This is a genomic window from Paenibacillus sp. 2KB_22, from assembly GCF_052115745.1.
In the GTDB taxonomy this organism is placed as follows: domain Bacteria; phylum Bacillota; class Bacilli; order Paenibacillales; family Paenibacillaceae; genus Paenibacillus.
Window position 1 is genome coordinate 786,382 of the sequence record NZ_JBFRHG010000002.1, and the last position, 24,969, is coordinate 811,350.

Here is a 24,969-nt window from a genome sequence, read left to right on the forward strand (position 1 = left end):
TCGCTATATACGAAAAAAAGAACACTGAGTTAATCAGTGCCCGTTAAATCGTATTGTAGTTTGGAATCGGTATAGATTTGTAATTTACCTTTCATAATAGATACTGAGATTGTGTACCATCGATCCCTCTCCCATTTAAAAGGTTGCATCGGAGAACCTACAGACTCTTTTCTACCCGCGACGACATGATACAGCTGCATCGGTGTCCTCATATCTAGAGAATTTGTAGAATCACCACCATTGACCATGAACATCCAATAGTTATTGGTATCTTGCATTTTGAAAATAATTCCAACGCCATCGTCACCCTTCTCGTTCTCATCTACCTTGAAATCAACGGAGAATTTATACTGATCTCCCAGAAAATTATTCCGGTACCATCCGTTGATTTGAGAAGTTTCATTTTTACTGTAAAACTTGCCGAGGAGCTCATCCCGTTTCCAATCGCCGCCGCCGAATTGAACCCAATCATCCGCCTGAACAAGTTCAAGTGCATCCATCTCTTTGGAGTATGGAAAATAAACGTTAAACGGGTCATGAGGATCATACTCTTCGGGCACGCCAAAACCACCCTCCCAGTCTTCGGGATTCATTCCGTGGTCCAACAGATTATCGGTATAATCGAAAACAAGTCCCTGCGCGGTAGTATCCATAAGAGGCAGATATCCCTCAGTAATCCGATCCCGATAAGCCAACACCGAATCGACTTCAACATCAGAAGCCCGTCCTTCCACTTTCGCTTCGTGATAGATCTTCATAAGATGCGCTGTTCGTTCAGGCAAAAATGCAAAAAGCTGTTCCAAATACTCTGCACGCATCTCAGGTCGTTCAGCGAAAATAAAGCCAGTGATCACCTGCGTACATCGTTCCTCAAAGGTTGCGAATGTATCCTCCGGATTCTGCAATTCAGACAAACGAGCATTCGCAAATGTTGCCTCTCGTGTCTGGTTTTCCAGATGAGATATTCGTTCATCCTCTCGTTCTGCAGTGATGACATCCTGTTGAACAAGCGCCACTCTGCCCTCAAAATCTGCATATGAAAAATCATCCACTTCTTGTCCAGATCCACTTAACTTGATTGACATGTTAGTATCTTCTGTATTTAATTCACCATTAAGAGTATTCTTAAATGCAGTCGTTATTTCGTATTGCCCCGTAGAATCAAGTGGTCCGGTTTCACCGGATAATTCTGCCCCAACATTAGCGTGGTGCGCTGAGTTCGTGCCTGTCCATGTATAATCGATGAATTCACCATCCACATGTCCTTTCTTTCCTTCTGAACCATCTAGAAGAGAAGCACCTTGTTCAAACTTGTCAGCATTCAATTGCTCTCCCACATGTCCATGCTGTTGAATTTTTAATGCTTCAGATATAGTAACAATTGAAGAATAATTGCTCGCTTTGTCACTCACTAAAGATTGCTCCCAATCAGCCTGGGAATTACCTTTTGTGCTTAACAAACCGGATTCAAATGTAGCCCGAAGAGGTTTTAGAATTCCCGCTATATCTTCCTCAAGACTTGTCTTTCGCTCGCTCTTTGATCCGTTCCGTTGTTCCTCAACATACGAATCTCTTGCACGTTTATCTCCGTTGTTGGTAAAGTGATATTCGGAACTTTTACCACCCTTAGTCGCGAGAAGATTTTCTTCCAAATTGCCATATTGAGGCTTGGTAGAAAACAGCATTTCTTCAATTTGTCCATACTGAGGTTTAATTCCGAGTAGCTGCTCTTCCAAGTTCCCATACCGGTATTTAGTTGCCTGCAACTCCTCTTCAATCTGCCCATATTTGAGTGGCAAACCTCCAATGGATTCTACTGGCACGTCTGCGTACTTAGGTTTATCCCCGCTGTCAAGATATTGATCCATCAAACCATATTGATATTTGGTAGCAACCCACTGGCTCTCCAGATTTCCCTGTTGCGGCTTATCAGCTATCCACTGCTGTTCCAGGTTACCAAGTTTGTATACCTGACCCAAAAAATCTTCATTCACCCATGAATCTTTCAATTGAGTAGCATGTTCAACCCGACCTGATTGCTCTGACAATCGTTCTGAGTTCATGGCCAATTGCATTCCGTCATTCATGTTTACCTGTTTTAATTCCATATAACTATAAAATGATCCTTCTACTGTTACACCCAGTCGATGATTCGTTTCCCCCATATAACCATCATCGCATTGCATTTCACGCAAATCCTGATATCCAAGGCCACAGCCTTCACTAGATAGACCTTGGCGTAAAAGTGGATCTCCTAATTCATATCCCTCACTTGTATTTGCTTGACGAACTCCAGAAGTGCTGGAAGTATACAACTGAATGACCTGTGCTTTTCTCATTTGTGAAGAAGCTCCTGAGACTATCTCTCCAGTCTGTTGAAGCTCACGGTTAACAGGACTGCCTAATTTATATTCCTCACTCACATCCGCTTGTTGACTGAAACGGGCACCAATGGAGTACTCTTCGCTAATATGCAGTTCTCGCAGATCTGTCGAACCCGCAACGTATGTATTAGAGTGCTCGCCTGACCGAAGGATAGATTCTCCTGTAGCATAATCTTGATCGTTAAATAATCCATCTCGATTATGATTAGAACCATCGACTTTTTCATTCACCATACCTAACTTTTCCTGTGAGTGAGCAGCGTTCATTTCTGATAGATCCTCATCAAAAACTCCTGGGGATGAATCGACATATCCAAGTGGAGTATCAAAATTAAAAGTGATCGGTTTGGCATCCCAATCTGCATAAGTCACCTCGATGGTTTCTCCGCGCCGATCAAACTTTGAACCCGTATTTTGCTCATTCAGCAACCCTACTTGATTATACTCACTGTCTTTTTCCTTGATGGACTCAGACATTTTATCCTCTACATTCCCATGACGGGAGAGGTGATCTGCATCTAGATGTGGTGTGTCTGTCCATGCATCATCGGGCTCTTGATATGCTTCTGGCATGTCCATGTCGATAATAACTTGTTTTAATTCTCTAATCCCCTCTGAACTGAACGTAACGAGTCCATTATTACTTTTCTTATTTGAACACAAGATGCCCACTTCAATTAATGCATCGATTCTCTCTCGAATTCCAGTAAGAAGGTTTTCATCCATAAAAGCAACATCATCGGTCTGATACACCGCATCAATCATCATCTCCAGCACAAGCGCAGGGCGATCTAATAATTCAGCTGCCAGCAATGAATCTTCCAGATGACCCGGATATAACTTGTTTCCGATCGTTCCACCATCACTGATGAACTTTTTCAGTAAGTCATCCAAGTAAACCATATGCTTCTGCGTCATATTTTTTAGGGATTGCCACAATTTCTCTACATTGAGCTCTTTACTGCCTTTAAGTGCTACATACATCTCATCGTCAAGAAAAAGGTTTTTACTCTCCCTACTCTTCAGCGCCTCGTAAACCGTATCTTCAATCGTCAATGTCTTATCTTCACGTTCTCCACGGAGCGCCTGGGGTAACCAGATTCCTTGCTCAGTAATGCGGTTACCCGCACTTGAGGATTTGAATTCTATCTCATATGTATCCGTTCGCTCGGCATGCACTTCTGTTTTGGGAATATACATGGCTCGCGGACCAACATGACCCGCATCGAATTGGAAAGATACAAATGATTCAAATTTGTCGACCCTGCGTCCTTCTGAATATTCTCGAAGGAGATGTGCAGCTTCTTTATCTACCCGAGTGCCTTCAGGTTTATCCCTCTCAACATTAGCGAATTCTACTGTCTCTCGATGTGCTTCGGGTTTATTTCGCAAGACATTTCCGAACTCCGTAGCATCCCTTGATGCAAGAATTTGCTTATTCGTGTCCTCAACCGCTCCAAGTACAACAATAAGTCGGTGAGCCTTGATTTGCGTATTCACACTTTCAATATAAGTAGGATCATGATCTATGATTCTTTTGCCCCATGGAAATTCCTGATCTATTGTTGCCGGATTATGACCTATAATACGTTGTCCTCTTGGAAAAGCATTTTGGATCACCCAGGGATCACTACGAATATCTCTTAACGCAGATGCAGGGTGATACCTATTGGCTGAAGATCTGTCCATATAGGTGTGCACACCTTTAGCCATACTTCCCCATAGACCTTCCTTATTAATCAAGGTAGGTGCTGTCAGTCGGCTCCGATCCAAATTTATGATCTCGTTTAAAGAAATAATATCATGTTCTGCGCTTCGTCTATATAACTGTGTTTCCGCTAAAAGTAGTTCTTTATTCGTATCTCTTTCCATTCGGAGAGACCGATGTACCACACTTGGGAATTGGCGTGTTTTCAGTTTAGCCAGCACAGGTGGACGCATGACTAACCCGTTTTCGAAATCTTTGCGTTGCCCCCATTGTTGTACATACTGCATCTGCGTTTCAAAATCAATATTCCGCAAGGCTTGATTGAACTGAGCCAGTTGCCCTTCGACCTGGAGATTTCTTTCACCCTGATCTGGCTTATGAACACTGATTTCTCTCGTATGATCTATTGAAGAGAGAATTTGCTCATGTACAATTTTCATATATTCTTCTTGTAGGGAACGTGAAGAATTCCCTATTCGTATGTCATGATCTATGCTTGAATCCCGTTTATAGGAACGCTGGGAGTTACTCATAAGCTCCTTGGAAGTGTTCCGATGATGAGCTATTACAGCTTTTAGCATGTTTCCATATGAAACCTCTAGTTCACGCCGAGTCATGGATGAAGCCAAGTCTAGCTTGGATATCGCAGTATCTTTCAATTTCTCTTTAACACTGTCAAATACTCTAACTACGATACTGCGTCGCTCAGTTTCTTTCAAAGCACCATCCATCACCATTTGCTCCGTGAGCATCGATACGGTCCGATCGGCTATCGCTAATATCTCAAGCCGGGTATGCTTCTGGTGATCTCTGGCTGACGCCATGATTCGTTCAACAACGGTTTCAACTACATCATCTCGTTCGTAATCTCCAAGATAATCAAGAATAACATCCTGATCCGAGAAACGAACACCCCATTGGGATGGATGAATTTTGTCCAGATTTTTCAGCAAATTACGTGTCACTGTAACATTCTTGAATATTCTTAACTCTTTGTTATTATCAACACGCCATGCTGCATCTTCCGTATGCAACTGTCCCTGATGCAGCCACTGCATTCGATCAGCAGCCTTTTGTTCAGAGTCATCCATAAGATCGCTATCTCGAAGAGATGTTCGAATTCCTTCAATTGGTTCTAATGACTCATCAGCACCTAATCGATTACGCATAGCCTTAATGCCTTGTTCGATCTCGCTTTGTACCGTATTTCGTTTGTCTCCAATAGGTATCTCGTTTATCGATACATGATTCCTTGCTCTTCCATCAGACAGAACGATAAATTGTTCTTCTCCTTCCAAATCTCTTTTGATGGAGTCAATCAATTCGTCTTTTATCGTATCATCAGCAGCATTCCTTGCCATGTAGAAATCCAGCATCAATATGCTGGCATAGCGACTATAAGGAATATATACAAACATATAGTCCAAAGGCCTGCTTCCTGTACTGCCTATCCTGAGCAAATATCCCTGTGATGTCTGAACAATATCCCGGATGCTGAAATAGTATTCGTTTGTTGTGAGCACTGCATCACCCCCTCCAAATAAAAAGGGAACTCCTGAGCGGAGTCAGGGTTCCCTCTACTGAATCTATACGATTCAGGTCTATGCTTGTTTACTTGAGTAACGTACCTCTTTCAGAATCGCTACGCCCATACGTTGATTAGCTGATAAGTTCATGAAGTTCTGCTGTGTATCTGTATCGAAATAACGATAAACCTCTTGATGCCAAGGCTTTCCTTCCACGTCAATAATCAACTCATCCAAGTGAAGGATATTATGTTTCGTTACCGCAATGCAATTGTCGAACTGCCCGCGATATCCCTCATAGGGGTGGACAACATAAATTGGAGACAAGTGATATTTGGACGTCCATTTGGATGCCTGGAAACCCTGTGGTTCCAGTTCAAGTCCCGTATCCCCAAGTTCAGGATCAATAAAGGCTTTGCCTACTGGTGGTGCTTGTGTAATGAAAGAAGGATAATGGCTCTGGAATTCAATACCTGATTTGGTCTTTAGCATCTGCAATGTGTTGTTACCTGCAGAAGTATACTGTCCATAGTAGTATGTACCGTCTTTGGCGATTGTTGCGATATCCGGTTCATCAATAACCGCCCCTGCCGTCAGCATAACGTTTCCGTCTACATCATTGAGGTTGTATTTAAATGGCTTCAGCGCACCTACATAGAGGAATGATTTTTTGTAATCCAGGAAATTGACAGCCGGATCTGCAACCAGAACCATGGCCAGACGATTATTCATCACATTGATATACATGTAAACCGGCTTTTCTTTGTTTCGATCCGTTGGCGTATGACTCTCCAGTGCCCACTGGTACAGAACAGGGTGACCTGTTAATTTGAATGTTGGCAGTGTCTTCACTGGCAAAGCAGCAGGCTCTTCTCCTTCCAGTCCTTCAAGCAATTGGACCGTCAAAGTACTATGCTCTACATATTTAGGTGTTGGTGTGATCACTCGTGGAACGATCGCGTGATTCGTGTACTGTACATAATATTTTTTGGTGATTGGTTTTTCTGTTGTTCCGATCGTCATGGTGCCTTGAAGAATCAACAGACTGATACGATTTTCAGCATCCTTTTCCTCATAAAACACCTTCCATGAGTTATTCTCAGCTGTTTCACCCGCTGTTGATTCGAAAGGGAATTTCTCAAAAGCCGTAATCTCCTCCTTCAACTTGTTCAGAAGATCCTGGGATGTTGTAATGGTTTCTACATATTTGAAATTTGCCATGTAATGTTAATCCTCCTTATTTAATTTCCTTAAGTATTGCAATCGTTACCAGGTCAGGCGCTGGCGACTGCTTGAAAAAATTCATCGGTGATTTGATACTGAAGAATTTGTACACTTCTGTCCAATTACCAGCTGCAGGGTTATTATTATCTTTGGGAATCTCCGTATCTACAATCAGTTCGTCCAGATTAACGAGATTCTGATCATATATCGCGACAACCCCATCCATATACCCCCGATAACCTTCCGCCTGGTGCACCAGATAGACTGGACTTGCATGGTATTTCCCAGTCCATAATGACTTTTGGAAACCATCCTTGTCTAAGACTAGTTTAGACAGTTCTTTCGGGATACTCCCAACATCGGGATAATTCGGCAGTTGGGTAATAAATGCTGGATAATGAGCCTGATACAATACGTTACCTCGAGTTCGGAGAAGAGATACCGAATCCATCCCGTTCGAAGTATACTCTCCATATTGCGCATACTTGTCCGGATTTAAATCCGTTCGAATATCATTTTTGGTATATCCTGTTAGATCCTGTTTCAAATCTCCCATACCTACGGTTAAACCAAAGTTTCCAATGTGATCATGATCATTAAAAGGTACGATTTTTCCAAAATAACCGAAACTTCGATAATATCCATGAATATTTGGAGAAGGATCTCCTTCAATGACAACCGCAGCTCGATCGTTATTGACTGAAATATGGTAGGCTACCAGATAATCCGGTCTCCGTTTTTTGTTTGGCAACCATTTTACGGTAGAGTTACGACCATAAAAGAAATGGGAAGCCGGACTGATCAGTTCAGTAACTCCATCAAAATCCTTATCCCATGTGATGGTTGGCGGTGTGTACAGTTTAGTTGCTTCAGGAACATTCCACTGCTCGTACATCGCTTCTGCTGCTGTCTGATCCACTACCACGGGGGTTGACCCAGGTGAGACGGTTGAAGGACTGCAGATACCTTTGTATGTAGCTGACGGATCACCCTTGCTTAATTCGCCTACAAATCCTACGCCATGCTGGCAATCAAAGTAATTATAATCTCCGCCCGCAAAGTTCTGAGGTTGAGTAAACATGATGAAGTAATCTCGAGAGGAAATCCCCTCTGGTACATCTGGTGTAGCTTTCAACACAACCTTTGGTGTAGTGTAGTTGGTTGGTTCAGCGATATAGTATCGTTCGGTGAAAGTGTATTTTGTTGCGAGTACGGGTTCGGTTGTATAGTAACTATAGTTACCACCACTGTTTATAAATCTTTCATACTCTAACCTTATTTTGTATCCAGACTTGTTTAAAGCGTATGCCCAGTCGTTCGGCATTTCCGTCAATAAATCAAATTCATTCCAATCTGAATTATTTATCTTATTTCCATCTTTTCTATTATGGATCTGTTTAACAAAATAGGCTCTTACTCCTTGAGGAGATGATTCATCAGGTATCATTACAACTAGTGCTCCAGGAATATTAATATTTATTGTTTCTCCATTATTGCTAATGTATTGATGATTGGTTACAAGAATTTTTTTACCTGTTATAACATTAGGTGTATTATAAACCTCATTTAAATAACCATCCTCATTCATTAACGCTCTTCCATCTTTTGCTGCAGAGATGCTCTGCAAATTGCTCGCCAATTTCAATACATCATACAACTTACCATCAGTATGCTTATACTTTCCTTGTACGCCTGAACGGGTCATCTCTTTGTAAGTCACCCATACATCTGACATGGACTCGTAGACCTTTTTCCATTTGTTTTCCACATTTGAACCATTAGCGGATGGAATCTTCGCGCCTACAATGGCATCGGCCAGATTGAAAATAATATCCTCTGCTTTACTTTCACCTGACACGAATCCACTGAACTTGGTTAATGGTATTGTCTGTGCCATCGTCACCCTCCTTATCTCAAAAATTTGATGTTGTACCAGACCGACTTGGCTTCAGCCACCGCGTTGAAAAAGTCAAACGTGATGGTCGTTCCAGCCGGAATCGGGTAGACAATTCCGAAACTGTTACCCATGGAAACCGACTCGGGAAGTTCCTTCGCATAAATAGTGCGGCACACCTTTTCAGTCCCGATCGTCAGTTCCCAGTAATCGCCGACACAGTAGTGGCTCGCAGCAAACGCAATGCTCAGAAACTCTGTGTCATACGCCAAGGTGAACGTATCAGACTTGGTGGTCTTCGCCGCCGGAATGTCCAACATCTGTCCCCGAATGAACGGGATCGTCTTTTTACTGAAGTGTGGGTACGGCAGCTCGCGCACTTTGTCGATGACGCCACCCGCGATGTAAGATACATTAAATGCCATGGAACCACCTCCTACATGTTATATACGACTTACGCTCGTTCCAGTTAAGCGTCCTTCGTCATCATAATTTAGAGCAATATTGTAAGTGAACATGGACTCTCCAGCTGGATCATATGTACGGGCCGTCACCTGCGTTAACCTGAAATACTTGTAATAATCATAATCCGGGTGGGAGTAGCCCACCCCGGAAGGAAAGTCTTCCTCATCCTCTGAGCCAAACTTCATCCAGATCGAAACCTTCCATGCCGATTCATACAAGAGGTCTGCTCCAGTCACCCGGTCCGGGTCCTGCATGTGCTCCCGATATAATGTAACGGAAGGCTCACCTTCAAGAGGAGAAACATTCGAATTGGAGATACTGCTATATTTGCGAAGCTCCCGGTGGATGAGATCCAGCACGGGAAAAACAATATTTTCATTCACAATGCCGGCCATTACACCATCACTCCCTTTCTTGCCCACATCATATCAATGACCTGTAACATGCCACGGTCGACTGAATAACTGGTTTTAATACTTTTAATCGTATATACAGCTCGTGTGGTGGTCGTTTTATCCGTCACAATGACGTTGTCGAGCAGATCAAGCGCAGGATTCGCTGGTATGGACACCTGTAGCGTACGACACATGCGTTTCATGTCAAAAAAAGCTCGCTCTGCCACCTGTCTTTTGGCTTCAACCGTCTTCGCCCAAGGAACGGCCAGCACCATGGTTCGGATCTCTCCTTTGAGTTCGAGCAAAATCTCCTTGTCCACGAAACTGCTCTGACTGCTATTCGAGTCGATAACAACGATGTGACTTCTTCCTCTGGACCAATCCGTGGATTTGGTAATGGAGATCAGATTGTCATTCTCGGAAAACTCTGCTGCGACCGGTTTGTCATAATTCAGGCGCTCCAATCGGTATGTACCATAACGGTCACAGTAGCTTCGATACGGAATCTCCGATATAACCTCCTGAACGGCTTCCGTAACTTTGCCTGACCATTGCTCAAACGTCCTGCCATACTCCTCAATAAATGGATTAAGCCATCCGTTCGGTGTCAGCACAGTGCTTGCGTCCTTGACTTCAAACTCACCTTCCTGACCAGGTACGGGAACAATGACCCTGCCCGTCTTCTGATTCACCTCAATTAGATAGGTCTCGTCAATCGCATAGTCTGGATAAGAGCGATCCTCACTGGTTGCCCTCCAACCCACCATACCTGCATGTTTAACGAGATCTAGTACAACGGTTGATTTGACCCAAGCCGGCTTTTCAAATTCCACAGGCTGGGCGGGTGTTGGTGTAACTGCAGGAGTGGAGGTTGCTGTAATAGTCCAGCTTGCCGGGTCTGCGAGCATCTCCTGATAATAGGTCCATACCTTGTCCACCCAATTCTCCCGATCCTGACTCCAGGTCATCGGAGCAATGTCTCCACCATTATGGAAATAAAGTACATCCGCCTTGGAACTCACTTTTTTCCCTCTGGAAGCCAGTGCCTTGGACATCCGTTCTGCTCCGCGCTTCATTTGCTCCTGAATTCCCTTGTAAAGTGGATTGCAAGCACTTGTACTAGGACAGCCATATCCAAGAATGAAGCTGCCGTTCTCTTCTTTGCCCTTCCCCTGTGTTCCAAGAACGGTCTCGTGCCTGCATATCGCAAGCAAAAACTTATGATCAGGCACACCATACGCTGCAGCTTGGGCCTGTGCGGCCTGAATGATGGATGATGTCCGGTCCGTGCCAACTGCTGCAGGCGGCACCGGATCTGGCACATTATCAATCTCATCCACTTCTGGATAGGCTTTTTTCTCGGAAATGACTTTCTCGATAATACGCTTGTACATATCTCGAGCCGTGATTTCCAGTGTGGAGCCTTCGCCATTGATGTCCACCTTGTCAATCAGTCCCGTAAATACCCGCATCATGTGCTGACCATATCCCATATATATGCGTATCGGTGTGTTTTCACTCAGAACCCCGATATGGAATCCGTTTGCGAAATAAGACCATGGAGACGGTACGCCCCCAAGCTCAGGAAAATGAGCAGGATTATAATCGGGGGAGAAGAACCCTCTCGGATTGGAGATCGTCAGCCGTGCCTCCCGGGCTTCAGAATCAAACTGATCATCGATTTCGGCACTAATGATATTGGGCAGAACCTGTGTGTCCATATAGACAAAAGACCCGACCTGAATAACATCCGTCTCGATCCTTCTATTATTGATAAAATCTGTGTAGCTGTTCGTTTGATAATATCCTTTAGATGGATCGAGCCCTTCTTCACTCTTTTGATTCTTCAACGGAGCAGGCAACAACTCTTGTATGCGAATATAATCAATGGCGAATTTTTTATACTTCTTACTCGAAGCAGGAACAGACCCGGTTGGGACAGTGGGGTTTTGTTTGCCCCCATAGGTCACCTTAATCTTAATACTCTTGGCTTTTGCAGGGATCACAATATTATTCAATTCCGTGAGTTTGGTCAGATCATATGCCCCGTTAAACTTATTGACAAAGGCATACGTTTTGCCATCAATCACCACAGCGAAAGAATCCCCTTCCGCATCACTGAAATTAGTCCCCATTCCAATACTAAGCAGCCCTTGCGTAGGCATACTCAGTTTCGTAACGTTAATCTCAAATTCAGCTACGGCGGCTTTGCCTTCAAACGTATACAGCAACTTGCCTCCTGAATCAAACATAGTCCAGCCCGATTCAATCTTGGCATAATCCGAAAATTTCAATCCGGTTGTATAAACGTCTTTCTCATGCCAATTTCGCTTGTCGAACTTCTCATTCAGTTTGATCTCTCCGGGATATCCCTCGACTTGAACCGGCTTTACATCAGTAAACGTTGTTTTCGCATCTCCGTGCATTTTACGCTTTCCGCTCAGATATAATCGGGGATCGACCGCCTTACCGCCCTCTCCAGTCTTGGACGTTGGACTAACCCCTTCCCAAATTTCAAAATGTAGATGTCTTCCTCTGCCAGCGGCACGTTCAGCAGCTGAGACCTTGTGACCATTGGTGTACACTCCCCCTGTGTTACCCAGAGTACCAATCACTGCTCCCTGGGCCACTTGATCATCCACAGAACAGAGAATATCTTTCAGATGAAAATACTTTGTAAGTAAACCATTGGCATGCCTGATCGTTACGGCATTACCCGCGCCCTTTGTTTTATTGCGAGCTGTATGTACGACCTTACCAGCCCAAGCAGCCAAAATCGGTGTTCCGATCTCATCCCACAAATCAATGCCTCGATGACTTCGAGCCCCCCCATCTCGGGCTGCACCAAATTTATCTGTAACTGTAATGCTATCGATCGTTTTACCCTTGACAGGAAAAAAAATTTCCTGAGCATTCGCTTGAGTCGAACCATTATATGTACCATTGCTCGACTCATCCACCCAAACGGATTCTGTACTAATGATGGGTACCTGCTCGGTTACGAAATGCCTGAACTCTTCCGTCCGTCCCGGGATAAAAGCCAGCCGATCTATTTCGACGCGGATATTGGGAAGCGCTCCTTCCCCCAGTTTCAGACGTTGGGACAGCACATTCATAACCTCATCCGAAATTGGAATCATATTGTAATCTCCCCCTTACTTGAATCGCTCGATGGTCCATTTCATGAATCGGTCCAGGAAAGCTGCGGCTTCAGCCCGTGTCATAGCGGAATTTCCAAGGAACCATATCTCTTCCTCGTCCGTACCACCTACAGGTCTTCCCATATCCGTGACTTCCGCTGCACCATCCATCTTTTTCTTGATAGGAATGCCATTAATTAGTGGATCATTGTTGGCAAATGTTTCGTCTTCCATTTCCGAGACGGCTATTTTCCAGAAGGCATCTTTGGATTGTTCTACCCGCTCCTTTCTGTCCCGATAATAAATCGCCGAATCTTTGCCAACGTCTGCGAACCTCTCGCTCACATCTTTGAGATAATAGAACGTCACTTCGTCGCCTTCTGAAAAAGGTTGATTAAATACAACCGTGTGGTTGTCAATTTCCGAATAAGTCGGTGTTTCTTGGACTTTATCTTTTTTTTCGTCTTTAAATTTCACTGTAATTTTAAGTTTCTTTTTACCTGCCGGATAATTGCCGTTAAGTCTAAACACCCGTTGACCCTGAAATGCCGTAATAGGCTGATTAATCTCCGTCGTTGGTGCTTTCATGTCCGTAAATCTGGCATAGAACACCTTGCGCAACTTGTTAATCAGATGAAAGGCTTCTCCCCGCTGTATAATGGCATTAGGAAAAAAACAATTGTTGTATGCTGGTTTGAGGGTTGTTGCTTTGATATTTTCACTCATGAACTTGTTATTCTTCGTCCAATAATTGAACTTGCAGGTAACACCGTTCAGATTAAAAGGAAGAAACACCGAGCCCCCAGGGCTGACACAATATACATCCGTTCGGTAACCAATCGCCTTTGTTGCAATTTTGGTTACCGCCTCTGCGTCTCCCATGGTGTCTGCCCATACCTCGGAAGGAATACTGAGTCTGCGAAGCGGTTGGCCTGCTGCATATAAATATTCCTGATGATTACGACTGAATGGATCGTAGAAATAGGTCGTCGCTGCACTAAGTACAGCTCTGGGCAGATCTCCAGTCCAGGACACCGGTGGCCTTTTCCAAGCACTGTCCAGCAACGGTTCACCATAACTACAGAAGGACACCACCTGTCCTGCTTTTACACCGGTATACAACTCCACATCGGTTAATCCCTTACTATTGGTTTCAGCCGTTTGGTAGATGGTTTGAACACCGTCAATAAACACATAAAGTGGGTTGTCATCTGTTGGTTTAATCAGCACAGGCAGACTGAATGAGGTTTGCCCCGCTTGCCCCTTGATTTCTTCATATACAAAAGGTTTGCCTTCCTCAAACTTGTTGTAGTTGATCCCGGCAACAAAGACTTCACCATCATCCAAAACCATATTCGTGGCTTCCATAACATCGTTATAGAACCAGTCCCCTTCGTTTACATCAACCCATTTTCGTATGATAAACACCTCCTATCTTTAGAATAGACAGAAAAGAGAGTAGGTCACCCTACTCTCGAATTGTTCGTTCCAGCAGACGCTTGGTACGCATCAGAAAAGTAACAAACTCTGCTCTGGTTATGAAGTTTTCCGGTCTGAAATATAAAATGGGTGTGCCATCCAATTGTGTTACAACCGTCAGTCCCAAATCAGCCAAGCGTTCAATGGAATCTCTTGCCCAGTGGTCCTTGCCTTCTGTCGTCTGTAAATCCTGAAACTGTATTGCACTCTTACGGTCATAACCATCTTTTTTGATCAGGGTCATGGTCAATTCGACCTTGTACCCCTTCTGATCCTTATCCATCGTATCCTGATGGTAGAAAATTGGGTCAACTTTGATGGACTCTACAACACCAACATAGATATTGCCCTTCTCATCATAAAATTTGTGTGTCCAGCCTACGTACATGACGTAGTCGTGATAGGATTGCTTATCTTTAAACAGGATGTTAATGATCGCCTTGTACGAAGACACACCCATCTGATGAAAATGTGAGGGAGCATTAATCATTTTAATTTCCCTTACTTGCGGATTGGGCGAAGGTGAAGAGTACGGATCAATAATTCTTCCGTTTACTGGCTCGAACTTCATGCCTGTATCTACATACAGCTTTCTTTTATACCGGTCATTAACTAAGCCAAACGGATTTTGCTGAGTCATATCAGAGTTCCTCCTTATCTACTATATCTAGGGATATGATTCGTTCCCATTCCCGCACCAACATTGCCGGACATTCGGTTTGCAATACCAGGACTGTTCTGCCGCAGTGTCTTGTCCAACGTAGATGTCAGTCTCTCCACATCTTTTGTGCTACCTGTCATATTATCGATGTTCACATGAACCGTAACATCACCCGAACCAACCATCACACTTTTATGTGTATTATTCGTGGTCATGTAATCAAAGTAATCCATGACCTTAAGACCTGCTGGAATATTGAATGAGGATATCGGTTTATCCATTTTCTTGCTAATTTCAGCCAGATTTTTGGACTGTTCTACGCCCAAGGACTGGATCTGTTTAAAAATCTCCATATATTCATTGGACCCTGGTTTAAACACACCGCTACTCAGTAGATTCTTCCACTCTTGCTTGATCGAACTTATCTGTGAGTTCATTTCGGATGCGCGGGATTTGTTCAATGCAATTAATTCTGGCGCATCTTCCTTACCCCCATTAGCTGCAAGGAGATCATACATTCGTTTATCATAATCCAACTCCGTCAACTCAAGCTGATCATTCATTTTGCGTCTAAGCTCATCAATTTGGCTGTTTTTGACACCATTCAGTTCAAGCTCTGATTGTGCCTTTTGCTGTTTCTTCTCATTAATCTCCATGCCCAGTTCATCTTTTTCCTTACCTTCAGCCATCTTGTCGTACGTCTTCTGTAAACTTGCAATGGCCTTATCAAAGAACTTGATATTCTCTTGCAAATATTTCTCCATTAGCGCACGCATCTGACCAGAATCTTCGCGAACACCACTAATCAACAAACGGGATCGTGTGACTTGGTAATTGGTTTCGTTGTCACTTGTCGATTTGTTAAGCTGCCGATTAATTTTGGCGATCATTTCATCAATGCCATTGCTTTGCGGTTGAGGCTTATACCCATTAGCCATGGCCCCTATTCCGCCCGCAGCAGGAATGTACTGCATTTGGGGTTGAATGTATTGTATCTGCGGTTGTTGTTGAGCGTTATCGCCAGGTGGCTTTCCTGACTCTTTATCCATTTGAATCTGGGCTTCTTTTTTCTCCTGCTTGTAGTTGTATTCCTTGCCCAGTTTCTTCTCAACTGCATCTCCGCCGTCTTCGCTCCATACCGCCTTAAATCCCTTCCAGTAATCCCCGAACTTATTATTGGTAGCATTGTTACCAAATAGGCTGCTGATTCCTCCCTTAACAACTGCATCCATTCCAAGGTTAAGGCCTTTCCACACTTTACCTACAACTGAAGACTGCTCCATATCTTTAAAATCCTTGGCCAGTTCCTCTTTATTTGTTGCACGAATACTTTGCTTTTCCGCTTCTGACTTACCCATATTACTCAGCGGATCAACAAGACCGGAGACTACATCCACAGCAGTCATGGCAGCACCAATATAAGGAACGGCTTTTAGGGGTTTCAGTATAGACTTACCGAACTTGCCGAGCTTTGCTAATTTCCCTGGAATGTCTCCTTTTTTCTTACGCTCGCTTGTAATATCACGTTGGGTAAGGATATCTCCAGGGGTTCCATCAGGTTTATCCGGACCTCTTAGTACATTCCCGTCCTTGTCACGAATAGGTGCATGACCGTTAAAAAATGCTTTTTTACTGCCGACTTCTTTCATATCTTCGAATCTCTGTTTAATCCCTCGTCGCTTAGGCTTGTCCTTCTTCTTCTTGTCTGAACCAAAATCCATAACTTCCTCAATCTTTGATTTAGCCATATCCTTAATTACGTCATTGATAAAATCTTGATGTCTCTCTAAAAAAGGTTTATTTGCTGAATCTTCCTTGTCATCCTTAACAGGGGATCCAACGCTTCCTGCACCTTGAGTAACTAGCAATCCTCCTGGACCACTCATCATACTCGCGAGTTGAACTTGTTCAAGTTCCTTCAGTTTGGATATGTATGCTGTAGCATCGATCATTCCCTGTCTAAAAGACGCATTTAACTCATTGACTTCGGTTCTCAGTGTGGAGAGAACATCATTCAATAGCGTTGACTGCTTACGCAGCTTCTGAATCTCGGATTCGTACCGCTGAACATCGGTTGAACCGTATGTAAACTCAGCATTAAGGAAATACAATTTGTTTCGTAGTTCAACTGCATCCAGGTCCATGTCATCCATCGCCATCATTAGTACTCTAGCTTGGTGTTCAAATTGCATCATGGCTCTACTCGTGTCATCCAGCTCTCGGCTTAGAAACTCAAGACTTCGCTTCGTCTTTGCAATCTGAATATCGAGTGAATGCATTTCTTCTCGCAACAGAAGAAGTTCTCGACTATACGTTTTGACTCGCTTCTCAGCTTCGTCACGTTCTTCTGCATGAATGGAAGAAGCCGCTGTATCCCCATCTTGTATAGCCTGATTGTACATATCATGTTGATGATCTCGGGTTGTCCGAGCCTGAAGTACCTCATCTTGCTTAACTGCGGCCCTACTTTGAATTTCTGTTCTGCGATGATCCAGAGTCTGTAGACGACTCTGCTGTCTGCCCATTTCTTGTGCTACACCAGCACGTTGCACATCCGTGATTCCAAGTCGTTCGGGAACATCGCTCCCCGTTTTTTCGACTTTCCCTGGATCCGCATTCGTAGCACCGTATCGTTTCTGATCGCCTTCATTCATCACTTCACCGAACTTATCCCACGCAACCTGAACACCGACTTCATCCATAATTCGGTTAAGCAGTTCCATATGATCAACAATGCCACCCGTACGATCACCAATTAACCGCATGACTGCGATCAGATAATCGCCCAGCTCGGCAAATTCCTTTTTCAATCCTTGCATCGCCTCATGCGTTGCAATCTGAAATGCGATCTCGATCTCTCTTTGTCGGAATTGAAGGTTGTCTCTACTTCCGGTGCGCTGATGAATCGACGTGTTTGCATCCGTAGCCTTCAATTGTTCAGCAAGAAGATCGAATCTAACTCGATTCGATGCAAAAGCCTGCTGCGGAATCATATCTCCTTTGTCCTGAACCGCCAATGCAGCCTTGCTAATCCAGTTGGCTAATGCATCCTCCTGTGCAAGCGTTCCGTCAGGGTTACCAACCAATGGAAGGGTCTGACGCATCATATCTATCAAGTCCTGAACGCCAATATCCAACAGTGTTGAAGCCCTCATCATCATGTCTGTGACTTGGGACAGATCAAAGATACTGCTTCCCCATGCAGAAGTAACAGCTTCCAGCCCTGTTGCCGTCTGTTCTACATCCGTATTGCCCACTGAGTTCAGCTTGGCTACTTCTTCAGCAAACGCGACTGCTTCAGATGCTTGATCATAATTACGAGAACCAATCCGATAGGCAAGACCTACATCTTCCTGATCCATACCATGTTGCAGTGCAATTCTTTGCAGGTTTTTGACAGTTCCGGTTTGTGTGTATTGCCCACTGTCATTCGTTGACCCAGAAGATCTAAGCTCGAAATTCTGGTCGGCCCGGATCATCTGCTGATCTATCTGCTGCGACGAGTCAAGGGATTTCTTGAGTATTGTTGTCGAATACCCCTTGGTTTCACCTGCTGAAATATATTTCATCGTATTCATCACGGAGTCTAACAACTCCTGTGATCCAGCTGCAGACACATTCTTCAATTCCCTGAACGCTCCACGATAAAAAAGCTCCAAATCGGTAGTCAGCGTTTCAATCATTTGCGACTGCATATCACTTCTGATCGTCTCCACACGTCTAACCAGCGTGCTAACACCTGATAGGTAGCTCCCTTTCAGTGCTGCCTTTTGTCCATTTAATTGATCTCTATCCATTAACATTTCTTGTGTTAAGGAGTGTTTGTCTCCTTGTCCTTCTGTTTCAGTCAATAGAATCACCGCCTTTATGCATAAATCCCGTTCTACCTTCATTTAGGCAAAACGGGATGTCTCTCTCTTATCCTCCGAGCGCTTGTGCAAGCATACCTATATCATCTTCTGATATCTCCGTGTAATCCTCGTCATTGAAGGTTCTTTTACGTCTGACGGTCCCATCTTCTTCGACTTCCTCGCCCCCACCGCCACCGAACATACGAAGAGGTGCTGTCATAAGTTCAATCTCAAATTGAATATATTTCTCGGCTGACTTGCACAGCTCCGCAACCTGAGGGAGTGTGTACTCCCAAATCTCCCACTTGTTCAGCCCACAGTGTTTATGGAGGGTGAAGAAAATCTCTCCCCAGTGAACGGGTTCCTGTGTTTCCGTATCACGGATTTCGGTTCCCTCCAAAGACTCCCCCTCGGTGCGTTCTACTTTTTTAGACCGTTGAGTCCAATGAGCATATCAATGACTTTACGAGCTGTGTTCAGATCAAGGTACTCATCCAGATATTCTCGATTGATGATATACTCACCATGCTCATCTTTGGTCACGATATGTGGATAGTTTTTGAATGCCATTGCCAATACATCAAATAAATCCTGCTGCCGCTTTTCGTCCAGTTCATCATTCTCAGTCGGAATGAAATTAAGAATAATAGCATCAATATTCACCGTTTTCAGCAACTTCATCAGACGGCGGGCATCCTTCAGGTTACATGGCGGAATACGATATTTCCGTCGATCCCGCAGCGTAATAATCTCATCATCTTCAAAGAATGCACGCTCAGCAGCTTCCACTTCCTCCGGAGTCATCCGTTTGTTTTCCGGATCATCTTTGATTCGTTTCGCCGCTTCCTCATTTAGCTTTTCCGCAAGTTCACGCTCAGCTTTTTCTTGTTCTGTTTCCATGAATTTAAAGACCTCCCCAGGACATTCTCCCCCATATAATAAAAAACCTGGCAAGGCAAGGCGTTGTGAAGGGGAGGACACAGATGCCATTTGATACCTTGCCAGGAGCAATCAACCTTATTTAGATATTAGATCTTGCTTGGTGCACTGAAGCGTTTGATACTGCCAATTTTTCCATCAGCACGTTCCGGATCAAGAATCTGCAAGGAGATGGCAGATGCAGAAGCGGCAGCACGCTGGGCATTGATGCTGAATGTTCCTTTTGCACGGCACATGTACAGTTCAGTTTCAACACCTGCATACGAACCATCTTTTTGCTGGAACGTACCATGATGAATGACAGAGATCGGGAATGGGACTTCATCAACCAACAGATCAACCATGTCTACAATCTGATCTCGCTTGTAGTTCAACACAATCTCTTTACCGATATGGACCGCATTCAGGATGACTACACCATTCACTTCGTCGTAGAAGAACTCATTCGGTTCCACGGCCGTTCCCTTTAAAGTGAGTTGTTTCAACAACGTGTTGGAATCCTTGAGACGAACCGTGATGCCACCGTTGCTTCCATAGATTTCACTTGCATGCTTCGGTTTGGCTTCAGCAAATCCAGAATTGGATACGCCCGCAGCCACTGTAGACTGCTCATTCAGCACCCATACATAAGACTTCACTTGCTCTTGTACCGTTGAACCCATCATCAGCTGGATCGCATCCAGATCGAATTTGGCATCTGTTGCCGATACTTCGATCGATTTCGACTTCACCAGTACATCAATGGCGAACAGACCGTCACCACCAAAGATGTCCTCAAGCTCCACGTTAAGGTCAATTTTCAGATCTTGCAGGGTACCCAGGGTAACTACCTCAATTTCGCCCATTGGATCTTTTGGAAGGCGTTTAGCCATAAACGTACCTACACCTTTGATAATCATTTTTTTAGCCATTGAATAGTCCACTCCTTAGGATAATTATGTAATTTTAGCTACGGAGACTTGCTTAAGCCGGGATCAAGTTAAATGACTTATTGATCGGGAGATCCTTCGTTAACCTGTCTGGCTATTGGCCGTCTCTGCTTTTTATAGTGTAGAACGCTATCTTCAATCCCTAACGATAATGTCAACGAAATATATTGAAGCCCGAATTGCCCTGTACCACTTGCAAAAGGAATAGTCCCATATATGATCAAAGAAAAGACCCCTACATCAGAGGGGCCGTTCTGTTTGGCAAAGCATCTATAATTTGCGCTACCTGTTCTGCACGTTCTTTGATCTCAAATTCATCGGCAGTAACCAGATGAACATGCGAGCAATATTTGCCATGCTCATAGATTCTCTCGGGAGTAATAAAGACAACGTCAGCAACAGCTTCCATCTTGTGCTTGTGCTTCTCATATTGATTCGGATCGGTCAACGAATCGAATACGACCAGATCAGGATATGCTGTCTCGACCGAACTTGCCAGCCGACTATCGTTCACCCAATAGATTACGCGATCCCCCTGAAACAGCGTACGGACATTCTGGCCCACACGGGCTACGACAAAGTTTGGAAGCTCCGGATGAGGATACTCCAAGGCATCTACCTGATAGAACTCATCACTGGAGTTGATATATATTACATTGTAGCCTACTTCCGCGAGTGCTTTTAACAGCCGCTGTGGTCGACGCCCGAATCGTTCACTATGGAAATCGATCGCAGGCAGATATACAATCGTTGTATTCGTGTTTGGGGTGTATGTCGTAACATTGAACTCCATCGCATCAATCTCTATTTTTGGAAGCTCCATTGGCGGAGTCGTTGATTGACTACCAAACAATCGTTTAAATATCTTTTTCATGATTTCTGCCTCCCATCACCTGATTAATCATCCTCACGGCATCCACTGCCCTGCCATCCCAGCTATTAGACTTAGCCACTTTTACTCGCGCAGCAATTCTGGAAGCACTATTCTCACGAATGGCTTTCTCCAACATCACTCCGCAATTATGCTGATTCATAAAGTAAGTTACATCGCTGTATTTATGAACAATTTCCTCCATACGCGTCGTTAACACAGGCTTGCCCGCAGATAAATATTCGTAATACTTGATTGGATCGCAGCCACGGATCATCTCTGTCAGCTTGAATGGCACGATACAGACGTCGAATTGAGCAATGTAGGCTGGAAGCACTTTATAATCTTTGTGCGGAAGACAAGTCACATTGGGATGCACAATATTTTTTTGATAAAGGGCATTGTTTCCAATCAAAACGACACGATAACCTTTATCTGCAATAGCGGTAATCAGCGAATAATCTACCCACGATGCCATTGCCCCATGGAAACCCACCACCTTCTGCCCATCATGAACTTCGGGGAAGTCCGCCGGTTTCGGCAGATCCGCTCGCGCTTTCTCAAAATGATGAACATCTGCCCCATTGGGGCACATAAAGATTGGTTTGCCATCATGTTTATGGGCTTCATACATCACCTTGGCAGTTGTAGCGATCAGATCTGCACGGTCAAAACATTTCGGGATGTAGGATTTCCACACAGCAAACTCATCAGCTGAATTATCGAGGTAATCAAATACGGTAAAATCAAACTTCCGCCCATCCGAATAATTGTACTGGCCTGGATTCGAGAACCAGAGTACCCTCTTCCCTTTGACCAAGTGATCGTAGTTCACGCCTTTTTGCACAAGGAACAGATCCTCATTTAACTTTTCAATCGGGCGGCTCTGCTTTTTGTACGTTTCTTCATTGATAAAGATAGCCCGTACACCTGGAATATTGGAGAAGGCGGTCATCAATTGCTGAGGACGTTGGAACAAGAGGTTCCAGTCAAGTGCAGGCGGGTAGACGATGGTCATTTCCATACTTTCAAAACCCGGATTTTCTCGTTGCTTTCTACGAAGCAGCCAATTGAGCAATCAACTCCACTCCTTCCGCATAGGCATGAATGGGGCGCAACCGAGTATCTACAAACAGTTCAAACCCCAATCTTCGTGCGTGCTCACAGAATGGTGCATCTTCACCTGTTGGATGAGAACCATATCGAACGCCTGCTTCGATCACTTCACGCTTAATCAAATATACGGCACCTGTGAGATCTACCGGGAACAAAGCCGCTTTGAATTCAGGTATATGTTTTCCGCCAATCATGGCATTATGAGCCTTCAACTTTGGATGATTCCGTATAAGCATGGAACATACATCCTTGTCATTATCCATTAACTGCTGTAGGCTACCCTCGGGAATGATGATATCCGTATCAATCGAGAACAGATAATCACAGTCTGATTTAAGAAACTCATCCAGAAGCATATTTCTCAACAACGCCAGGTTGTGATAGGAATATTGTCCACGTATATGTCCATATGTTCTCCCCAGATTGTGAGTCAGATAAGGAATGTGGTGACGATCAAGGATATGCATCGTCTGATCTTCAATATCATTCAGGATGTACATATACTGCTTCTGCACATCTTGTTGCTCAAGTGATTGCAAGTGCCTTTCCATAATCCAAGCCCGGTTTCGCACAGGACTACCTATAAATACGTTTTTCACAGTCCATCCCCTCTCCCTTTTTATCTAGTCTAGACTGTTCCTCAATAACCTTCGCACGTTGAAAAAAAATCATGATTCCTCAAAAGAAGAGAGAGAACGAAGCATTTTTCCTATTCTAGTACAGAAGGAGTTGATGAATATGTATACCAAAGAAACCATTATTCACACATGGGAAGAAGGTGACATGCATGCTGGGGAGTGTAGATTTGATCCGCAACTGGTTCCAAATGGCCTCTGATGGAGAAGCCCATGCTTCTGTACGATTTGGGGATGCTTCCAACACCATTCTGGCCCACGATACCGTTCTGACTATGGATTTTATCAAGTCTCATTACGGCTGGTTGAACGATCCTACCTATTGCGGGATAACCTTACCTAATGCGAGTGCGAGAGAAATTATCGTACACTGCCTGCGACAAGCGGATTACGTCGGGCATCTGATTCAGACAGATCACTGGTATTTCAAACCGTTATTTGATATGTGCCTTGCCTATTACAAGGTTGAACCCAGGGAAACTTTCTATGCTTTTGAGAATAATTACATCGCCCGATTCAAGTTATTCTATGAAACATTCAAGAACATGCCTATTCTAATCTGCGGAGCCAAGGCCGAGCAATATCGAGAAGTTCTGGAGCGGAGATATGGGTGGACAAGCATTGTGGGAACGGTGGACTGCCCCTCATGGTCTCATGTGAGCACAGCTTCCAAACAAATGGAACATATCTACCAACAGACACCGTGGAAGCTTGCTCTGGTATGTGCAGGTGCACCCGGCAAGGTACTGGCGATTAAGGCCAAAGAACTGCAAACCGTAGGAGTTGACTTGGGTTCCGGAGCAGATGTTGCCATTCAAGCCGACAACGAAAATCTCAACGCTTGGGATTACAACGGATTCCCTGATTATTGGGAAGGCAGACCCAAAAAATGACCCTCTCCGGGTCTTTTTTACTGGATAAAACGGTGATTCAAATCCAATTTTATTGACTTAGTGGCTGTTGATAAATTAAACTATCTGCCTTATTATTGTTAAGATAACTCCTTATCTAACCTGGTTTAAACTTGCATGAAGAGGAGCTCTGCTAAGATATTCGAACCGTTGGAGGGAAATGTAATGGCGTACTCGCAGTCAAAGACCGAAATAGTAGCAACGCATTTAAGAACAAGATTTATGGAAGGTAACGTGGAGGGACATGAGATCGTTGTTGCCTTGATCAGTATGGTCAAAGCTGAGAAGATTAATCTAGATGAGGTTGCACCTATTCTCTCTGCGGTCTTTTTTGAACAACCGCAAGGTATTCTGTTGGCACTCGAAAAAGCTAGCACTCTGATTGATGATGAATTAATCGATTCCATTCTCCACGAAGTAAACGAAAAAGCTTAATCTTACATATAAGGGGAGAGCTTATCATCAGATTTTAATTACATCAACCAATTATTCTCTCCACACTTTTAGATTAAATAGATTAACCACTGAGAAATTGGACTTTCTCGTTATTTTCCGTCCTCCTCCGCTTATTCTAGTAGTATTACGAAGGAGGGGACACCGATCGAGACAGTGAATAAGGCCATTTTATTTTTAGCAGTTATTGAAACCTTGCTTGAAGCGCTACACCATACTGAAGTAGATCAGACAGAACTTGTGGATTCGCTTGTTATGTTGGGCTTTGATCCCATTGAGATGTTGTACGAGACAAATACGATTAGATCTTTCCAAAAGATATGCAGGGCTTTCGCAGAACTCCATCTTACAGATGAGGCCCTAGACAAGTTCTCAAAAGAATAATTAC

18 protein-coding genes are annotated in these 24,969 nt (G+C 44.0%); 3 read left to right on the forward strand and 15 right to left on the reverse strand.

The annotated features are described in order from the left end of the window. Positions 1 to 29: 29 nt before the first annotated feature. The 15 genes from AB4111_RS14475 to AB4111_RS14545 all read right to left on the reverse strand — a co-directional run bounded on the left by AB4111_RS14475 (position 30) and on the right by AB4111_RS14545 (position 23,181). The gene (locus tag AB4111_RS14475) at positions 30 to 5,615 is read right to left on the reverse strand and encodes a hypothetical protein (protein ID WP_442032144.1); all 5,586 of its coding nucleotides are present in this window, start codon (positions 5,613 to 5,615) and stop codon (positions 30 to 32) included. Between the two features lie 78 nt (positions 5,616 to 5,693). Continuing rightward, positions 5,694 to 6,839 carry a hypothetical protein gene (locus AB4111_RS14480; RefSeq protein ID WP_442032145.1) on the reverse strand — a complete coding sequence of 382 codons (1,146 nt, stop codon included), beginning with the start codon at positions 6,837 to 6,839 and terminating at the stop codon, positions 5,694 to 5,696. Positions 6,840 to 6,855: 16 nt separating this feature from the next. Further along, entirely contained in the window at positions 6,856 to 8,739 is a 1,884-nt protein-coding gene (locus AB4111_RS14485) for a hypothetical protein (protein WP_442032146.1), read from the reverse strand. Between the two features lie 11 nt (positions 8,740 to 8,750). Beyond that, positions 8,751 to 9,161: a hypothetical protein gene (locus AB4111_RS14490; RefSeq protein ID WP_076331348.1), complete on the reverse strand. Its 411-nt coding sequence runs from the start codon at positions 9,159 to 9,161 to the stop codon at positions 8,751 to 8,753. An 18-nt stretch (positions 9,162 to 9,179) separates the two neighbouring features. After that, a complete protein-coding gene (locus AB4111_RS14495; RefSeq protein ID WP_442032147.1) occupies positions 9,180 to 9,596 on the reverse strand; it encodes a hypothetical protein in 417 nt (138 codons plus the stop codon). Further along, positions 9,596 to 12,736 (reverse strand): M23 family metallopeptidase, encoded by a 3,141-nt coding sequence (locus tag AB4111_RS14500; RefSeq protein ID WP_442032148.1) that lies wholly within the window; start codon positions 12,734 to 12,736, stop codon positions 9,596 to 9,598. Before AB4111_RS14500 ends, AB4111_RS14495 begins: the two co-directional genes overlap by 1 nt. 15 nt (positions 12,737 to 12,751) lie before the next feature. After that, positions 12,752 to 14,089 carry a hypothetical protein gene (locus AB4111_RS14505; protein WP_442032149.1) on the reverse strand — a complete coding sequence of 446 codons (1,338 nt, stop codon included), beginning with the start codon at positions 14,087 to 14,089 and terminating at the stop codon, positions 12,752 to 12,754. A gap of 115 nt (positions 14,090 to 14,204) precedes the next feature. Further along, positions 14,205 to 14,855, reverse strand: coding sequence for an S-layer homology domain-containing protein (locus tag AB4111_RS14510; RefSeq protein ID WP_282320884.1), 651 nt, complete (start codon positions 14,853 to 14,855; stop codon positions 14,205 to 14,207). A 14-nt stretch (positions 14,856 to 14,869) separates the two neighbouring features. Next, positions 14,870 to 18,727: a hypothetical protein gene (locus AB4111_RS14515; protein WP_442032150.1), complete on the reverse strand. Its 3,858-nt coding sequence runs from the start codon at positions 18,725 to 18,727 to the stop codon at positions 14,870 to 14,872. Positions 18,728 to 18,794: 67 nt separating this feature from the next. Further along, positions 18,795 to 19,127 (reverse strand): hypothetical protein, encoded by a 333-nt coding sequence (locus AB4111_RS14520; RefSeq protein WP_240768054.1) that lies wholly within the window; start codon positions 19,125 to 19,127, stop codon positions 18,795 to 18,797. A 20-nt stretch (positions 19,128 to 19,147) separates the two neighbouring features. Further along, entirely contained in the window at positions 19,148 to 19,627 is a 480-nt protein-coding gene (locus AB4111_RS14525) for a hypothetical protein (RefSeq protein ID WP_442032151.1), read from the reverse strand. 128 nt (positions 19,628 to 19,755) lie between these two features. Further along, entirely contained in the window at positions 19,756 to 20,577 is an 822-nt protein-coding gene (locus AB4111_RS14530; protein ID WP_442032152.1) for a hypothetical protein, read from the reverse strand. Positions 20,578 to 20,830: 253 nt separating this feature from the next. Then, positions 20,831 to 21,469: a hypothetical protein gene (locus AB4111_RS14535; protein WP_442032153.1), complete on the reverse strand. Its 639-nt coding sequence runs from the start codon at positions 21,467 to 21,469 to the stop codon at positions 20,831 to 20,833. Then, a complete protein-coding gene (locus AB4111_RS14540) occupies positions 21,453 to 22,544 on the reverse strand; it encodes a glycosyltransferase (RefSeq protein ID WP_442032154.1) in 1,092 nt (363 codons plus the stop codon). Before AB4111_RS14540 ends, AB4111_RS14535 begins: the two co-directional genes overlap by 17 nt. After that, positions 22,522 to 23,181: a glycosyltransferase family 2 protein gene (locus AB4111_RS14545; protein WP_442032155.1), complete on the reverse strand. Its 660-nt coding sequence runs from the start codon at positions 23,179 to 23,181 to the stop codon at positions 22,522 to 22,524. Before AB4111_RS14545 ends, AB4111_RS14540 begins: the two co-directional genes overlap by 23 nt. A gap of 188 nt (positions 23,182 to 23,369) precedes the next feature. Between AB4111_RS14545 and AB4111_RS14550 the strand changes: the two genes are divergently transcribed. From AB4111_RS14550 to AB4111_RS14560, 3 genes are all read left to right on the forward strand, one after another. Further along, positions 23,370 to 24,110 carry a GT-D fold domain-containing protein gene (locus AB4111_RS14550; RefSeq protein ID WP_442032156.1) on the forward strand — a complete coding sequence of 247 codons (741 nt, stop codon included), beginning with the start codon at positions 23,370 to 23,372 and terminating at the stop codon, positions 24,108 to 24,110. 183 nt (positions 24,111 to 24,293) lie between these two features. Further along, entirely contained in the window at positions 24,294 to 24,563 is a 270-nt protein-coding gene (locus AB4111_RS14555; RefSeq protein WP_442032157.1) for a hypothetical protein, read from the forward strand. Positions 24,564 to 24,737: 174 nt separating this feature from the next. Beyond that, positions 24,738 to 24,965, forward strand: coding sequence for a hypothetical protein (locus tag AB4111_RS14560; protein ID WP_339235357.1), 228 nt, complete (start codon positions 24,738 to 24,740; stop codon positions 24,963 to 24,965). Positions 24,966 to 24,969: the final 4 nt, after the last annotated feature.

Excerpts from the sequence above, each read along its gene's own strand:
- AB4111_RS14510 (WP_282320884.1), bottom strand. The coding sequence starts at position 14,855 with ATGACTCAGCAAAATCCGTTTGGCTTAGTTAATGACCGGTATAAAAGA.
- AB4111_RS14485 (WP_442032146.1), bottom strand. The coding sequence starts at position 8,739 with ATGGCACAGACAATACCATTAACCAAGTTCAGTGGATTCGTGTCAGGT.
- AB4111_RS14480 (WP_442032145.1), bottom strand. The coding sequence starts at position 6,839 with ATGGCAAATTTCAAATATGTAGAAACCATTACAACATCCCAGGATCTT.
- AB4111_RS14490 (WP_076331348.1), bottom strand. The coding sequence starts at position 9,161 with ATGGCATTTAATGTATCTTACATCGCGGGTGGCGTCATCGACAAAGTG.
- AB4111_RS14535 (WP_442032153.1), bottom strand. The coding sequence starts at position 21,469 with ATGAAAAAGATATTTAAACGATTGTTTGGTAGTCAATCAACGACTCCG.
- AB4111_RS14500 (WP_442032148.1), bottom strand. The coding sequence starts at position 12,736 with ATGATTCCAATTTCGGATGAGGTTATGAATGTGCTGTCCCAACGTCTG.
- AB4111_RS14505 (WP_442032149.1), bottom strand. The coding sequence starts at position 14,089 with ATGGTTTTGGATGATGGTGAAGTCTTTGTTGCCGGGATCAACTACAAC.
- AB4111_RS14555 (WP_442032157.1), top strand. The coding sequence starts at position 24,294 with ATGGCGTACTCGCAGTCAAAGACCGAAATAGTAGCAACGCATTTAAGA.
- AB4111_RS14495 (WP_442032147.1), bottom strand. The coding sequence starts at position 9,596 with ATGGCCGGCATTGTGAATGAAAATATTGTTTTTCCCGTGCTGGATCTC.
- AB4111_RS14550 (WP_442032156.1), top strand. The coding sequence starts at position 23,370 with ATGCTGGGGAGTGTAGATTTGATCCGCAACTGGTTCCAAATGGCCTCT.
- AB4111_RS14530 (WP_442032152.1), bottom strand. The coding sequence starts at position 20,577 with ATGGCTAAAAAAATGATTATCAAAGGTGTAGGTACGTTTATGGCTAAA.
- AB4111_RS14525 (WP_442032151.1), bottom strand. The coding sequence starts at position 19,627 with ATGGAAACAGAACAAGAAAAAGCTGAGCGTGAACTTGCGGAAAAGCTA.